13 protein-coding genes are annotated in these 14,545 nt (G+C 50.3%); all 13 read right to left on the minus strand.

The window, feature by feature from the left end; translation table 11 throughout:
- Positions 1-297: 297 nt before the first annotated feature.
- Positions 298-2,160, minus strand: a complete 1,863-nt coding sequence (locus V5J77_RS20235) for an ABC transporter ATP-binding protein (protein WP_338552639.1) — start codon at positions 2,158-2,160, stop codon at positions 298-300.
- Positions 2,157-3,356, minus strand: coding sequence for a nucleotidyltransferase family protein (locus V5J77_RS20240; RefSeq protein WP_338552640.1), 1,200 nt, complete (start codon positions 3,354-3,356; stop codon positions 2,157-2,159). The genes V5J77_RS20235 and V5J77_RS20240 overlap by 4 nt, the downstream gene beginning before the upstream one ends.
- The gene (locus V5J77_RS20245; protein ID WP_338556943.1) at positions 3,349-3,750 is read right to left on the minus strand and encodes a lasso peptide biosynthesis B2 protein; all 402 of its coding nucleotides are present in this window, start codon (positions 3,748-3,750) and stop codon (positions 3,349-3,351) included. Before V5J77_RS20245 ends, V5J77_RS20240 begins: the two co-directional genes overlap by 8 nt.
- A gap of 102 nt (positions 3,751-3,852) precedes the next feature.
- Positions 3,853-4,194 (minus strand): lasso peptide biosynthesis PqqD family chaperone, encoded by a 342-nt coding sequence (locus V5J77_RS20250; RefSeq protein ID WP_338552641.1) that lies wholly within the window; start codon positions 4,192-4,194, stop codon positions 3,853-3,855.
- Complete coding sequence (locus tag V5J77_RS20255) at positions 4,187-5,137, minus strand: aldolase (RefSeq protein ID WP_338552642.1); 951 nt, start codon at positions 5,135-5,137, stop codon at positions 4,187-4,189. Before V5J77_RS20255 ends, V5J77_RS20250 begins: the two co-directional genes overlap by 8 nt.
- Positions 5,138-5,361: 224 nt before the next feature.
- The gene (locus tag V5J77_RS20260; protein ID WP_338552643.1) at positions 5,362-5,526 is read right to left on the minus strand and encodes a paeninodin family lasso peptide; all 165 of its coding nucleotides are present in this window, start codon (positions 5,524-5,526) and stop codon (positions 5,362-5,364) included.
- Between the two features lie 2 nt (positions 5,527-5,528).
- The gene (locus tag V5J77_RS20265) at positions 5,529-7,484 is read right to left on the minus strand and encodes an asparagine synthase-related protein (RefSeq protein ID WP_338552644.1); all 1,956 of its coding nucleotides are present in this window, start codon (positions 7,482-7,484) and stop codon (positions 5,529-5,531) included.
- A gap of 114 nt (positions 7,485-7,598) precedes the next feature.
- Complete coding sequence (locus tag V5J77_RS20270) at positions 7,599-8,936, minus strand: UDP-glucose/GDP-mannose dehydrogenase family protein (RefSeq protein ID WP_338552645.1); 1,338 nt, start codon at positions 8,934-8,936, stop codon at positions 7,599-7,601.
- Between the two features lie 23 nt (positions 8,937-8,959).
- Complete coding sequence (locus V5J77_RS20275) at positions 8,960-10,150, minus strand: hypothetical protein (RefSeq protein ID WP_338552646.1); 1,191 nt, start codon at positions 10,148-10,150, stop codon at positions 8,960-8,962.
- 2 nt (positions 10,151-10,152) lie between these two features.
- Complete coding sequence (locus V5J77_RS20280) at positions 10,153-11,550, minus strand: sugar phosphate nucleotidyltransferase (protein ID WP_338552648.1); 1,398 nt, start codon at positions 11,548-11,550, stop codon at positions 10,153-10,155.
- Between the two features lie 18 nt (positions 11,551-11,568).
- Positions 11,569-12,813 (minus strand): glycosyltransferase family 4 protein, encoded by a 1,245-nt coding sequence (locus V5J77_RS20285; RefSeq protein ID WP_338552649.1) that lies wholly within the window; start codon positions 12,811-12,813, stop codon positions 11,569-11,571.
- Complete coding sequence (locus V5J77_RS20290) at positions 12,810-13,376, minus strand: WcaF family extracellular polysaccharide biosynthesis acetyltransferase (protein WP_338552650.1); 567 nt, start codon at positions 13,374-13,376, stop codon at positions 12,810-12,812. Before V5J77_RS20290 ends, V5J77_RS20285 begins: the two co-directional genes overlap by 4 nt.
- Entirely contained in the window at positions 13,373-14,542 is a 1,170-nt protein-coding gene (locus V5J77_RS20295) for a glycosyltransferase family 4 protein (RefSeq protein ID WP_338552651.1), read from the minus strand. The genes V5J77_RS20290 and V5J77_RS20295 overlap by 4 nt, the downstream gene beginning before the upstream one ends.
- Positions 14,543-14,545: the final 3 nt, after the last annotated feature.

Genomic DNA, 14,545 nt, shown 5'->3' on the forward strand with positions numbered 1-14,545 from the left:
ATTGAATATAGACTTTCACTGCTTCTCCATATCTAAATAACTAACGTATTCTTTGAAAATTCATTTCATTAAGCTGCTTACAGATGATTAAGAGCTTCAATCCATGAAGGATCAAAACTTTGATACAAGTAAAATATTCTTCTTGGCTCCATTGTGTGTGTCAGCTTTCGCAATGATAATAGATTCCTGCTTTCGTACAAAAAACAAACTCTCTAAACTAAAAAAAAGCAAGAGAGCACGGGCAATTCTGCCGTACTCTCTTGCTTTTCTCCACTTTCCCATTGCTTATCCTTTTACTTATCCCGGTACTTCCCCCGACCCGCCCCCCTGATATTCCAGCAGCTTGCTGAATGTCCCCTTGGACTCGCGATACAGCTGATTATAGCCGCCTTGCTGGATGATTCGGCCCTCTTCCAACACGATAACCTGATCAGCCCCACGAATCGTCGACAGACGGTGAGCGATGACAATAATCGTTAGCTTGCCCTTTAGCTGCTCCAGCGCCTGCTGAATTTTCAGCTCATTTTCGCTGTCGAGCGAGCTGGTCGCCTCATCCAGTACCAAAATCGACGGCTGCCTAAGCATCGCCCTCGCTAATACAATGCGCTGCCGTTCACCGCCAGACAGCCTTACCCCGCGATCGCCCACGATTGTGTCCAGTCCCTGCGGCAGCGCGCGAACGAAGGCATCAGACGCCGAAAAAGCGAGCGCCTTCCACAATTGCTCCTCCGTCGCTCCCGGCAATACGAGCTTTAAATTTTCACGAATGCTGGCATTAAAAAGAAACGGGTCCTGCGACACATAACTCACCGCGCTGCGGTAAGCGAAGCGATTGCTATCGTCCAGCGGAACACCATCGAGCAGCACCGCTCCGTGCTGGGGGACGATTAGTCCGATTAATGTATCGATCAGCGTGCTTTTTCCCGCCCCGGACTTGCCGACAATTGCCGTCATGCTGTTCGCCGGGATACGCAAATTAATATGCTTCAGCGCATACGTCCCATCCTGCTCCCCGTAGCGATAATACATATCTTCGCAAACCAGCTCATGCACAAGCTTCAGCGCAGCAGGCTCTGCCTGTGTCCGCTTTGTTTGCTCTGCCTGCTCTGCCTGCTCTGTTCGTTCAGCATGCTTATTCAGCTGCATTTCCTCAGCAGCGCCACATTCCTTCATCAAATCGTTCAAGCTCTTAAATGCCGGGAGCGTCAGCACAATTTGCTCCATAGAGGTTTGAATGAGCGTCAGCTTCGGCCACAGCCTTGTAAAAATCAGCACAATTAGTGTGAGCTCCGCTACCCCAACCTGCAGAACCTGCACCGATAAATATACGCAGCCCGCTATCAACAATGCTGAGATACTTTTAAATAGGAGCTGGCTATTAGATTGCAGCTTCACAAACTGTACATTATTGTGCTCCATTTGCTGCGTCAGCTTGCTGAACCAGGACAGATGACTTTCCTCCAGCCGATTGCTTTTAATCTCCTTAATGCCGTTGAAATGATCGGTTATGCCCGCCACATAGCTCTGCGACAGCTCTGTCAGCCGAGTGCCAAGCGACCTTGCTCCTCGCGTGTATTTACGTGAGAACAAGCTAAGCAGGCCACCGCAAATTAAAATAAGCAGCGTCAGCTGATACGACAGATAAAAGGCTAGCCCGATTTGTACAAGCGTAAATATTACCGTCGTAACTAAACGAAGGGAGAGCTGCACACCTTGATTAACCCGAGATAGCTCGGAAGACAGAATATGATTGAAGTCCGACTTGCGCTTGCCGAGAAAAAAAGCCCAGTTCGATTGCAGCAGCGCCTGATAAATATCCATCCGCAATTTGGTTACAAAGCTTTGAAGCAGGGCAAAGCCATGATTCGTCTGCTGTCTTTGCAGCAGACCCTGCCCCACATTAATGCCGATGAATAGAGCCAGTACAGCTGCAAGCAGCAGCCCCTTCGGAAGCTCGCCAAGCCAGACGCTGACCTGCGGCACGAACGGCAAGCTTGCGCTTTGCATATCAAATAAACCGATGATGCCTAGCAACGGTACTAAGACGAGCAGCCCTGCGCCCTCAAACGAGCTGACAATCATAATACCAAGCATGTTCAGATACAGCTTCTTTCCTGCAAATTGATGCAGCTTTTTCATATATAGCCAGATCGGTTTCATATACTCACCCTTTTACGAGGCTGCTTGAGCCTTCGATAAAAATACAGAAACGGCCGCAGCGGAAAATATAGAAAATGCAGTCCCTTAGGCAATGGCAAAGTCTGCGCATCCCAAGAACTTGGATATAGCTTGCCGATAAAATGGGTCAGCTTCTCCCTGCTTGTCAGCAGCATAAAGGTATAACGCTTATAAAGCAGCGCCATCTTCTTATCCTCTGGAATCGGACTGATCGTAACTGTCTCCTGAATAAATGGAAAAATGCAGCTGACAAGCCTATGCACGAGAGGGCTGTCGGTCAAAGGCAGCAGCTTCTCGGGAAGCTTTGCAACACCGAATAGCTCCCGCGCCAAAACGAGCGCCTGCCCTAAGGCCGCCGCTCCTCCATTTCTACGCGTCTCCTCTAGCAGCGCTTCACCGCCGTCCTCGCAAGCAGAGGCAAGCTGGGCAATATCATGCAGCCAGCGCAGCCGAAACCAGCCATGTCTTGCGCCATGGCCGGCGAGATAATGAAACAGATGCTCCGGCCCTAAATAAGGGATCGGACTTCCCGTCTGCTCATAAATTCTGCGCTGCGCCCATAATTGCTCGAAGGTCACTTCCTTCACCGCATCAGGGCTGAGCCGCCAGTGCAGCTCAATTTGCGTCTGATTGCTCGTATGCTCGAAGCAGCTATGATGCGTTTTCCACTTTAAATCATTAAATAAACGCGGCGCCGGGTCCCGATCATAATAACCAAGCTCTTCAAGCACTGCCTCGGCCCGGTCAACCTCCTCTATAGGCACTAAAATATCCAAGTCCTTGCTCGTGCGCTGGGAAATATCGCCGTAAAGCTCATAGGCTATAACGGGGCCTTTCAATTGCAAGGAGCGTATGCCGCGCTCTGCCAAAGCCGCAACAATCCGCTGCATCTCGGCGCTGAGCCTCAGCATCATCAATGTATTGGCGTAATAATCCTGCTGTAGCCTCAGCAGCACCGACTTCGGCAGCACCGGCTTCATAAGCTGCTTCTGCTTTAAATAGAAGCTTGGATATACACGGTGATGGCGCGCCAATTCGATAATCTTCTCCCCGCTCAGCCTGCTGCCCGCCCAGCGGCGGCCAATGACAGCCGGATCGGCATTTGGATGCAGGCACTCGAGAATAAATTGTAATTCAAGCGGAAGGTTAGCCACTTCCCATTCATACGTTTTATCCATAGCGATGCTCCTTCTCCCGCTTAATCTGATTACCGAACAAGCCAACGACGGTGAAGCGACTCATTTCTTCGACACCTGTTATGTAGTAGGGACCGCTGCGGAGCCAGGCATGGGCAATCATTTTGCCTGATTCATCCTTCGCTGTGCCCAAATAGAGCGTACTCGCTATTTTTCTGCGTTTCAGCAGCTTCATAGCAGCGATTCCCTTAACAAGACATTCGCTTTCCCACCACGTATAGCGGCTCATCTGCCGTATGGCTTTCGCCACCTCACTGAGCATCTGCTCATGCTCCGCTACTCGCTCATAGGGCGTCTCCTTCATCGGAACACCTAGAGTAGGGGCAACCTTAGCGAAAGGCATCAGTTTGAGAAGACGCGCCCAGGCGAGCAGCATATAGGCTTCGAACAGAAGAAGCTTTCTGCGAAGCGGCAGCAAGGTGAACTGGCTCCATTTTTTAAGCAAGACAATCGAACCGCCCTTTCTTAGAACTATTCGCTAATCTAACGTATTTCCTGCCCCGCCACTCTGTGCGCCTGCATGCGAAACAGGCTCAAGCAGCCCTTCCGCGTACAGATCCTGTAAAAAATCTGCCACCTGCGAGTCGCATGCCGCTGGCTCCACTTCATACTCCTTGAGCAGCTGGGCCACAATGTCACGGCGTGTCACGGGCGACGCCGTCCGCTCCCAAATGATGCCGCCCAGCTTGCCCATGTTGTAATATTTGCCCGAAGACAGGCTCAAAAGCACTTTATCGCCATCCATATCAGTAGCCAAATGACCTTCTGTACGCTGAATCATCTGTTCAGGCTGCAAAAGCGGTCTAGCTTGTTTAGACATTTGCCTCACGTCCTTTCTGAGTAGCTGCTAGTATGAGATCAACCATTTCATAGGCGGAAAATGCTCCTTCTGCGGGACGCTGCAATTGATAAGCCTGCACGCTTGCTGCAAGCCGAACAGCAGCAGCAAAATGCCAATTTTGCAGCTTTAAAGGCGCAATGAGAAAATGCCGGAACGTGTGGTTCAGCAATACAGGAAGCTTGGCTAGTGAATGCAGCTGTGATAGCGAAACCGCATTTGCTTCTGTGCGCGAAAGCTCAAATACGGCGGCGAGTGGAAGTGGATAGGATAAAAACCTGGAATATAAAGGAATTGCGAATTTATCTACGGAATAGGCAAGCGGCTTGTAAAGCTGACTCTTTCTTCCAAGCTGCTCGACACTTTGCTGCCACAGCTTTTGCTGCGGATAGGAAGGCATGACCATGGACGCGCCAGCTGCGCCAGACTCTGGCTCCTTTAAGGCAATGACATCATCACTAAGCAAGGGATAGCCACGGTCGATAAAAGCTGCGGCCAGCGTCGACTTGCCTGCCCCAGAGTCCCCTACGAAGGCATAGGCCTTGCCGTCTATAGCTATAGCGCTCCCATGTAGAGGCAGCTGCTTTCTCTGCAAGAGCAGCGCGCCTATGCATGTTCCAAGCAGGTAAAGCCGAAGCTTTCCCTCATCCATATTTTCGCATGGCGCCACAGTAATCCGTTTGCCCTCTTGAATACAGAAGCTTGCGACCTCGTGAATATAAAAAAACAATTTAGCGCCGTGAACAAAGTAATGATCCTGCGTTTGCTCCCAATTCGGCCACGTAAATTCTGGCTTAGCCAGCTCTATTTCAACATCTGAAAACGCTTCCGAACTTGCCGCTGCAAGCAGCTCAGGAAGCTCGATTTCACTCCTGATGCGCAGGCCAAAAGCGTCATAGATTGCCGTTTTCTTCATTAGTTTCATCGCGTTCACCCTTATATGAATAAAATCGCATTGCTTCAAACCCTCAATCAAAAACAAGGTGAACCGGCTGTCGCCATCCTTTGGCAGCAAAAGCAATCGTTTCGTGGTGAAACCTATACTTTCCTAATATTTGAACAAAATCAACAAAGTCCTTGTACAAGGATATCCAGCTGTATAAGGACCTTGCTGATCACTTTTACTGCATAAGTATAATGGATTTATTTCTAGGAAAAAATCACACCTGGGTCGACAGGGAACGGAGTCGGGTCATCTGTAATATCGAAGTCCCCCGGTTTTACAAAATCAATGTAACGTGTACCTACGCCAGCCATCGTCTCGCTTACTTGCAACGTTTCGAGAACCGGAGCTTGCCATTGTTGTTTCTCCATGCTTATTCACCTCCCTTCAAATTAAACTGCCGGACAAACCGGCAGGCTACGAGGCAATGCAGTAAATAACGGCTGTTTAAATCTATCGCGTATTCCGGCTTCGGCACTAAGCCGACCTGCGCAAGCGATGCCTTCATCTGCTCTACATTGAAAAACTGTGCAACATACGAATCGTCGCAATATTGCTTCAGTTCCTCTACAAATACAGACCAAGCCGGTGTCATTCGGTGAACCCAATCCGCTGCTTGAATGCCGCGCACCCGCTGGTTTAGCCGAATTTGATCAGGCAAGTAGTTCGCCGTTGAGTCGCGGATTAAAGCACGGTCGTAACCGTCATGAACGTATTGCTCAATCGGAACAGACAAGCAAAACTTCACAACCCGCGGATCGCTGGTCGGGTCTCGTTCCCACAGCGCATAGCTCAGCGATAGCTTCGTGCGCTGCGTACCGCTCATATTGGTCATCGCCATATCCTGAAAAGGCCCCGGCTGAGCTTTAATCGCATCTTTTTCAAAAACGCTGCCTGCCCCTGCCTGCCGCTCCTTCAATCTGGCAAAGACGTTCATTCGCTTGGCGAAAGCCGGATTGATCATAAGCGGCATCTCCTGCTGCCCATGCTCCTGGTCACGAGGAAACAGCCTCGGATAGGCGTTTTTCCCAACATAATACATAAGCCGTTTTCGCCCGACTGCCTTGCGCTTGCCAAACAGCGTCACTTCCCGGTAGAGCCGCAGCCATTGCAGCCGCTTGAGGAGCAACGAATAATAATCAATGGCAGGCCCCCACGAGATCGAATGGTTTCCCATTGCTCCCGTAAGCAAAATGCCCATTCCCTGCTGCTTCGACTGCTCGTAAACCCCTTTAATCCAAAAGGAATTTTCTACAAATTTAAAAGGAATTTCCAGCATTTCCAGCCATTCATCCGCCTCCGACAGCGGACTTTTGCCCTGCAAATCCAAATATTGATCGGCAATATTGCCGACAAACTCTACGGTTTTCTTTATAAAGGGACGTTCATCCGCCACATGCCGCCTGGACGTCCAATCCTGAAAATTCGGTTCTGGCACATAGCTGAAGGTATGCAGCTGCTTTTGCTGCCTTTGCAGCGATTTTGCCGCGAAGCTGACAACCGAGCCGGAATCGAGGCCGCCGCTAAGCGTCGCGCCTACCTTTCGAAACGTCCTCATTCGGGCATTGACCGCCTCCTGAAAAATCTCCTGGAAAGCCTCCGTGTACTCCTCACGCCGTTTCAGCCTCAGCTGCTCGGGGGACTCCACCTTGCTATGCTGCCAAAAATCAAGCTTGCCGTCCTTGATGCGAAAAGCATGCCCCGGCGGAACTTGACGAATATGCTCATAGGGCGTTGCAAACAGGTCGCTCGACTCATGAACAATAGCAACCGCCAAATAATCAGCGAGCCAGCTTTCATTCAGCTTTTTCTCCACATGATGGGCGGCAAGCAGTGGCGTAATAGTGGTGCAAAAGGAGCTTTGCCGAGCATCCGAGTGGATATAAAGCGTACGGCTGCCGAACAGATCGGTCGCCCCGAACAGCTCGGATTTGCGTTGATCCCAAATGATGAAGGCATAATCGCCAATTAAATAACGCGGCGCTTCCTCTCCCCATTTGGCATAGGCCAGCATAATCAGCTCGCTATCCGGCATGCTGGCTCTCCGCTCGCGATCAATGTGCAGCTGTTCAAACAGAAATGGACGATTGTCGATCATAGCGTCAGCGGTAATCGTTAATCGCAAATCAGCTGCGTGAAAAGGCTGCAGTTGTCCAACCGATTCAGGCGTAATCCACTGGGCATGGCAGCCTAGGAAAACACGGCCATCATGCCAAGTATCGACGGCGTCCGCCGGATATTTTTGCAGAGCTTGCATTAGGCGCAATCCCGCTTCTATGGAAACAGGAGCCTCGGAATCCTTCTGATAAATAGCGGCGATTGCGCTCATACTGTGCACCTCTTCATTTTTGATACTAACTGTATTTATTATACCATATTTAGATACATTTTGTATCATTATTGACAAAACAATTATTCGTGTTCACCGATGTCCCATCATTTTTCATAACGATAATAATGGTTTTTGCTCTTTAACTCCATGGTTCATATTAGGACGGCCAACCGAATAATAAATGAGCTGTGTATGGGCTAGTTCATGCTCACTATAAATGTTGCGTCCATCAATGAGATTAGGCGTTCGCAGCCAGGATTGAATACTCAATGGTTTAATATCGCGGAATTGCTGCCATTCGGTCAAAATGCACAGCGCATCCGCCTGAATAGCCGCTTCCTCCGGTTTGTCACAATATACGACACCCGATTCGCCAAATTGCTGGCGAAAATTAGCCGTCGCTATCGGATCATAGGCTTTGACCTTTGCGCCTCGCTTCACTAATGCGTCAATAATTTCAAAGGCTGGTGCATCGCGAACATCATCTGTTTCCGGCTTGAAGGCCAGCCCCCATATGGCAACGGTTCGCCCCCTCAAATCGCCAAGCGAAGCCTCCAGCTTGCGAATGACGTTAAAGCGCTGGTCGCGATTCACATCGACGACCGACTTTAGCAGCTTGAAGTCATAATCCATTTGGCCGGCAATTTGAATAAGCGCCTGCGTATCCTTCGGGAAGCAGGAGCCTCCATAGCCGATTCCCGCCTTCAAGAAGGATGAGCCGATTCGCTGATCATAGCCCATTCCTTCCGCTACCTCCGTCACATCGGCGCCTACCTTTTCGCAAATGTTGGCTATTTCATTAATGAAGGAAATTTTGGCTGCAAGGAACGCGTTGGAGGCATATTTAATCATTTCGGCGCTGCGAATATCGGTGCTCATGATGTGCTCGGTGAGCGGCCTATGCAGCTCCGTCAAACCCTTGCGCGCCGCCTCGCCCGAGGTGCCAATGACAATGCGGTCCGGGTGCAGCGTATCCTGAACCGCTGTGCCTTCCCTTAGAAATTCTGGTACGGACGCGACCTCAAACGGGTATGCCGTCTGGCTAGCTATAATCGCTTGAATATGCTCATTCGTGCCAACCGGCACCGTGCTTTTCGTAGCAATAATTTTAAAGCCATTCATCGCCAAGCCGATTTCGCGGGCCGCCTCTTCTATATAGCTCAAATTCGCTTTGCCGCTTGGCAGCGATGGCGTCCCTACCGCAATGATAATAATATCGGATAGCCTCACCGCCTCTTGCAAATCCGTCGTAAATTGCAAGCGTCCCTCGGCCTTATTGCTCGCTATAAGCTCTTTCAAGCCCGGCTCATAAATCGGCACCTCGCCTTTATTCAGCAAGGCAATTTTCTCCTCCAGCTGGTCAACACAGATGACCTCGTTGCCAAGCTCCGAGAAGCATACGCCCGATACCAGCCCCACATAACCCGTTCCAATTACAGCAAGCTTCATGCTGTCCACTCCTCTCTATATGCTTAAAACGAGGTGCGATAGGAACGAATGGCATTCGCTTCATCGGCAATCCTCTCAATCCATTGAATAATTTGGTATTTGCACCGCTCATTTCTGGCGATAGATGCGCGCGGGCTCCAGCCTGCCATTGCTAGCTGCGATAAGCTTTGCTGCACGCCCAGCTCTCTTAGAGCCTGCCAGGTTACCAGCATATGCGGATGCTTGCCCTGCAAGGCTTGAAGCGTATTCCGATCCTCCAGCATGGACGTTCTGACCAGCACGACCAAAGGCTTGCCAAGTGTAACCGCCTCCCCGACTACACCCCAGCCCGGCTTTGAAATGATGAGATCAGCTGCGGCCGCATAATTTTGCGACTCGGTGTAGCCCTGCGGTATTTGAACAATATTCGGCCCGCGCAGCTGCATATTTTCCGATACGATAAATACACAGGAAGGATCGTTCCACAGCGAAAGCGAGTCTAGCGCCTCCGTATCCATTCCCATGCCTAGAGAAAAATAAACAAGCGTTTTGCTGCCGTCCGGATTAAGCTCCTGCACGATCCGCTGCACCTCGGCAGCTTGCGGCGTTCGGCAATAAAAGTCTGTCTCTGGCTCACTTCCCATTGTCCATTTCCGTTCCCCTAAATCCGATCCAGCCAGCGGCATGAAATAATCCAGTTGCTCATACGCCAGATGGAGCGGAGCGAGCTGCTCCTGCTGTAGAAAAGTCCCATAGGCGGTATGCCAGGTAAAATTGGATATGCCTACCGATTTCACTCCTGCGATCGCGGCGGCTGCTATCGGAATCGGAGAAATATCCGAAATGACCATATCCAGCCGCTCGCCCAATATAAAATCGGCTTCCCGCATGATCTCAGCTGAAAATCCCGCCATATATTGCTCATAACCAAGCTCGAACCTTTCCTGATCAGGCTCAACCGAGCCTATGCCTCCGCCAAGCACATAGCCAAGATCCGATGAGCAGCTGCGGAACGCTAGCCGTTCCGGGCTATACTCAGCGCTATATTCCGCTAATGAAGCCTGGATAAAGGGGAGTGTTTTGCCCGAGCAGATCATAAGCCGGTAACGCCATGGCGAATAAAGCAGCAGTGTTCGAATAAGCGCAATGCTGCGCGTTGCATGACCATAGCCATAATCTGAAATATAATATCCAATCGTTGTTAAACGGCCATTCGCCTCCCGAGCGCCACGCATGGTTATACCTTAATGCAATGCTCGGACACTTCGTCCCAGGTATGATAAATTTCCACAACCTGATTGCGCTCCTCAGCCATGCCGCTTTGCACGACTATAATTTCAAGCTCCGTCAATGCACGAATGCTGTGCAGCATCTTCATCGGTATGTGCAGCACATTGCCTGCTCCGACGCGCATAAAATTGCCATTTTGAATAAACTCCCCGCTGCCTTTGACGATGGTCCACACTTCCTCGCGCGCCGAATGCAGGCGATAGCTGAGGTTTTTGCCAGACTGAATGCCTACGCGCTTCGTGGATACGCAGCGGCCATCCTCATAGGTACGATCATCCAGCACTCGGATCCAGCCCCATTGGCGCTCGATATACATCGGCCCCTGATCGGAGCTGATAAAATCCTTAATGCGCGGACTCGCGCTTTTATCCGTCACCAAGATGCCATCGGGGCTTAGCGCAACTACGATATTCGACAGGCCGAGAATAGAAACGGGAATGTCGATTTCATTAATGAGATGCGTGTTCATGCAATCCTCGCTAATAATGCCTCTGCCTATTTGTTTGTTCTTCATTTCTTCCGTCAGCGTATTCCATGTGCCAAGGTCTTTCCAGCAGCCCTCATAAGGCAGGACGACGATGCTCGCCGCCTTCTCGACTACCTCATAATCAAAGCTGATTTTCGGCAGCAGCTGGTATTGCTTTGAAAGCTCCTCATATTGAATCGGCAGCCCTCGGCTCGCCAGCAGCTCGATCACATAACCGAGCTTGAAGGCGAACACGCCGCAATTCCAGTAGGCATTGTCTGCAATAAGCCGCTCAGCGATTTCCTCCGTCGGTTTTTCCCGAAAGTGGCTGACCGCAACATACTCCCTGTCAGTCTTGCTTGCCATATCTATACCCGCTGCTGAAGCAGCCTTTTCCGGTATAATATAGCCGTACTTGGACGACGGATAGGTTGGCTTCACGCCAATGAGCGCTATTTCAGCATCTGAGCGGTTCAGCACATCCTCTAACTGCTTTACCGCTTCAAAAAAATGGCTTTCCACATAAGGATCAACGGGCAAAATAGCCACTGCCTCATCCAGACCTACTCCCGCATGGGAATACAAATAGGTGGCGGCAAGCGATATAGCCGCGAACGTATCCCGCCGATCCGGCTCAATAATGAGCGGAACCTCCGGCGAAATTTGAGTCTGCATCATTTCAATCTGGGCCTGGCTCGTAGCAATATAGCTGGAATCGCCCAAGCCATTTTCATTAATTTGCCCCCATACACGCTGCACCATGGAAACCATTTCCCGATTTTCATTTTCCAGCACCTTCAGAAATTGCTTCGATCTCGCATCATTCGATAACGGCCATAGCCGCTTGCCTGAGCCTCCGGACAACAATACCAGCTTCATGATGGATTCCTCCCTTTCTTATATGGAAAGCAGCAGCTTGCGATACTTATTAAGCGATATTTCCTTTCGCAAATGCTCCTCCAAGTAATCTCGGCCACTGAGTCCCAGCTCCTCCAGCTCTACGCCGCCAAGCTCGATCATCGCATTCAGCTTTCGCGCAATCTCCGTATATTGCTGAGGCTCCGCAACGATGCCGCAGCCGCTCTCTTCAATAATCCGGCACGCCTCGCTGCCCTGCTCCAGCACCCCTAAAACCGGCTTGCCAGCGGCCATGACGCCATAAATTTTGCTCGGCACCGACACGCCCTTAATGCCCTTCTGATTCACGACGAGATGCACATCCGCCGCATTAAGCGAATAACGAAGCTGCTCCTTCGGCTGAAAAGGTAAAAAAGCTACGTTCGCCAGTCCCTCCCGCTGCACATAGTCCTGCATCTGCTTCTTAACAGCGCCTTCGCCAATGAAGGCGAAGAGCACATTCGGATAATCGCGAAACCGGCTCGCAAGCTCAACCAAATTTTCCAAGTCATAATAAAGACCTAAATTCCCGGAATACATAATAACGAATTTATTTTGCCAATGATGCTTGCGAAGGAACGCTTGCACCTGAGGATGCTCCTTGGACAGCGGAATAATTTCCTCCTCATTCGTCCAGTTGTTGATGACCGTATTGTCCGTCACCCTCCGGCTGGCAAAACGTTTAAGCAGCGTATCCTGCATATCATAACCAACGGTAATAATATGATCGGCGTATTTGCAATTCAGCGTATCCACCCAGCGCGCCAATCCCAGCACCGCTTTATTGCTCATATAGCCTGCGGCTGCCGCCTGCTCAGGGTTGAAATCCTGAATATTGTAAATATGCTTGGAGCGCTTAAGCGTCTTGCCAATCGTTCCGATGAGTCCGCCCAAAATCGGCGGCTGCGATATCGTATAAATGAAATGAACGTTTTTCTGCTTCAGCAGCTGAATATTGGCATGAAAAAAGTAGGATGCAATATAACGCAGCCTACTTAGCTTGTTTCTTTTATCCACCTTCGGCAGCCGGATGCGGATTATTTGAATATCCTCCAAACGATCATAAACGATGCGGCTTTTGTCTCCCCTTGCCTCCGCTTCCTTCTCGCCCTGCTCGGACTGTGCCGCGATGACCGTAATGTTGAAATCATCCTGCAAATATAAGCAAAGCTCCGTTAGCAGCTGCCCCGTAGAAGCAAAATCAGGATAAAAATAATTGATTACGAATACGATATTAGGCTTCATGCCATGACCTCTTTCACGAATCGGTCTCTTAAATATTGTGCCGGATAACCGGCATGAATTTCATTGGCCGGGATGCTTTTCAGCACCGTGCTTCTAGCTGCCGCAACGGCCATTTCATGCAAGGTGACGCCGGGATAAACGAATACATCGCTTGCCACCCAAGCGCCGTCTTTAATGACAATTGGCCGAACCTCCAGCGAAAAAGCAGGATCATTGATTTTATGACTGCCTGTGCATAAATAAGCATTTTGCGAAATGACGCAGTGGCTGCCCACAACAATTTCATCCAAGCTATAAAACTGGACATGATCACCGATCCAGGAAAAGTCGCCAATGCTGACCTTCCAAGGATATGTGAACTTCGCCGTTGAACGAATTAAGACGTCCTTGCCGATATTCGCGCCAAACAGACGAAGCAGAAGGCTTCGCCACGCGTACATATTGTGCAGGGAGAATCGGAACAGCGTGCCTTGAATGAGCCACCACAGCAAAACATAAGCGCCGCTTCTGCCCCTTGAATAGCCAGCCTGCTCATACTGGTCCAAGCGAATGAGATTTTTCATCCGATGCTTAACAACTCCTCATAAACCGCCGTCGTTCGTTTCACATATTGCTCCCGGGTGAAGGATTGCTGGAGCAGCGAGTAGCCTTCTTCCCCCATCAGCTTGTAATTTTGTTCAAAAATGCTCGTTATCGCCTTTTGAAGCGCCAGCTCATCCTGCGGCGGAACGAGCAGTCCATTCGCCCCATTCAGCATTTCGGGCACGCCGCCAACATCGGTCGCTACGATCGGCAGCGAAGCCGCCATCGCCTCCAGCAGCACCGTTGGAAAAATATCATAGACCGACGGCAGCACGAACAAATCCGCCTGCTGCAGCAAATCGGCAACATCTCTGCGCATGCCGAGGAAATGGACATTGCCTAGCTTGTATTGCTTAGCCATGGCGAGCAAGCCTTGCTTATACTCCTGATCCGTATCAAAGGCAACATCGCCTACGATGACAAAATGAAGGTTTTGCTCGACTTTTTTCCGCTTCATCAGATGCGCCGCCTTGAGCAAATACTCAATGCCTTTCATCGGTGACAGCCTTGCCACCGTAATGACGATGCGGTCTGTCTCGGCTAAGCTCAGCTCCTCGCGCAGCAAGCTGTGAGCCGTTTCACTAGACATGAGGTCCGCAGAGGGCGCCGTCACCTCAATGCCATTATGTATTTTAATCAGCTTCTTTGATGTATGGCCCCCCCACTGAAACATAATTTTGCTGCGTTCGCATAAGACGATAATGCGGTCATTGAACAGATGGTCCAAATAGCCGACAAATTTATAGGCAATCAGCGGCTTCCTTGGCAGCTCATGGACGGTTTGCAGCGTCGGAATACCGAGCATTTTACCGACAATATTGCCGCCAATGACTTCCATTTTATGCGAATGAATGAGCTTAATATGATATTGCTTGACGATTTTTTGCAGCGCCCGCATCGACTTGACCAATTTAACCGTATTGCGAAAATAATAAAGCGCGTCAGTCGGCTTGCCGAAGACGGCGAGGGCTGCGAACAGCACTGTTGCTCCGCTCGCCTCGTATTTTTCCACATAAGGACTCCATTCCGGCAGCACCACATATGGCTTGTATTTCGCTTGATCCAGACCTTGAACCAGTTGCAGCAGCACTGTGTCCACACCGCCAACATGGCTTGCATATGGCTGAATGTACAAAATATTTTCCACTTG

The sequence above is a fragment of the Paenibacillus sp. KS-LC4 genome (assembly GCF_036894955.1).
In the GTDB taxonomy this organism is placed as follows: domain Bacteria; phylum Bacillota; class Bacilli; order Paenibacillales; family Paenibacillaceae; genus Pristimantibacillus.

What these genes read in the sequence shown, in the direction of transcription:
- V5J77_RS20235 (WP_338552639.1), bottom strand. Translation starts at nt 2,160, where the DNA reads ATGAAACCGATCTGGCTATATATGAAAAAGCTGCATCAATTTGCAGGA.
- V5J77_RS20240 (WP_338552640.1), bottom strand. Translation starts at nt 3,356, where the DNA reads ATGGATAAAACGTATGAATGGGAAGTGGCTAACCTTCCGCTTGAATTA.
- V5J77_RS20245 (WP_338556943.1), bottom strand. Translation starts at nt 3,750, where the DNA reads ATGCTGCTCGCCTGGGCGCGTCTTCTCAAACTGATGCCTTTCGCTAAG.
- V5J77_RS20250 (WP_338552641.1), bottom strand. Translation starts at nt 4,194, where the DNA reads ATGTCTAAACAAGCTAGACCGCTTTTGCAGCCTGAACAGATGATTCAG.
- V5J77_RS20255 (WP_338552642.1), bottom strand. Translation starts at nt 5,137, where the DNA reads ATGAAACTAATGAAGAAAACGGCAATCTATGACGCTTTTGGCCTGCGC.
- V5J77_RS20260 (WP_338552643.1), bottom strand. Translation starts at nt 5,526, where the DNA reads ATGGAGAAACAACAATGGCAAGCTCCGGTTCTCGAAACGTTGCAAGTA.
- V5J77_RS20265 (WP_338552644.1), bottom strand. Translation starts at nt 7,484, where the DNA reads ATGAGCGCAATCGCCGCTATTTATCAGAAGGATTCCGAGGCTCCTGTT.
- V5J77_RS20270 (WP_338552645.1), bottom strand. Translation starts at nt 8,936, where the DNA reads ATGAAGCTTGCTGTAATTGGAACGGGTTATGTGGGGCTGGTATCGGGC.
- V5J77_RS20275 (WP_338552646.1), bottom strand. Translation starts at nt 10,150, where the DNA reads ATGCGTGGCGCTCGGGAGGCGAATGGCCGTTTAACAACGATTGGATAT.
- V5J77_RS20280 (WP_338552648.1), bottom strand. Translation starts at nt 11,550, where the DNA reads ATGAAGCTGGTATTGTTGTCCGGAGGCTCAGGCAAGCGGCTATGGCCG.
- V5J77_RS20285 (WP_338552649.1), bottom strand. Translation starts at nt 12,813, where the DNA reads ATGAAGCCTAATATCGTATTCGTAATCAATTATTTTTATCCTGATTTT.
- V5J77_RS20290 (WP_338552650.1), bottom strand. Translation starts at nt 13,376, where the DNA reads ATGAAAAATCTCATTCGCTTGGACCAGTATGAGCAGGCTGGCTATTCA.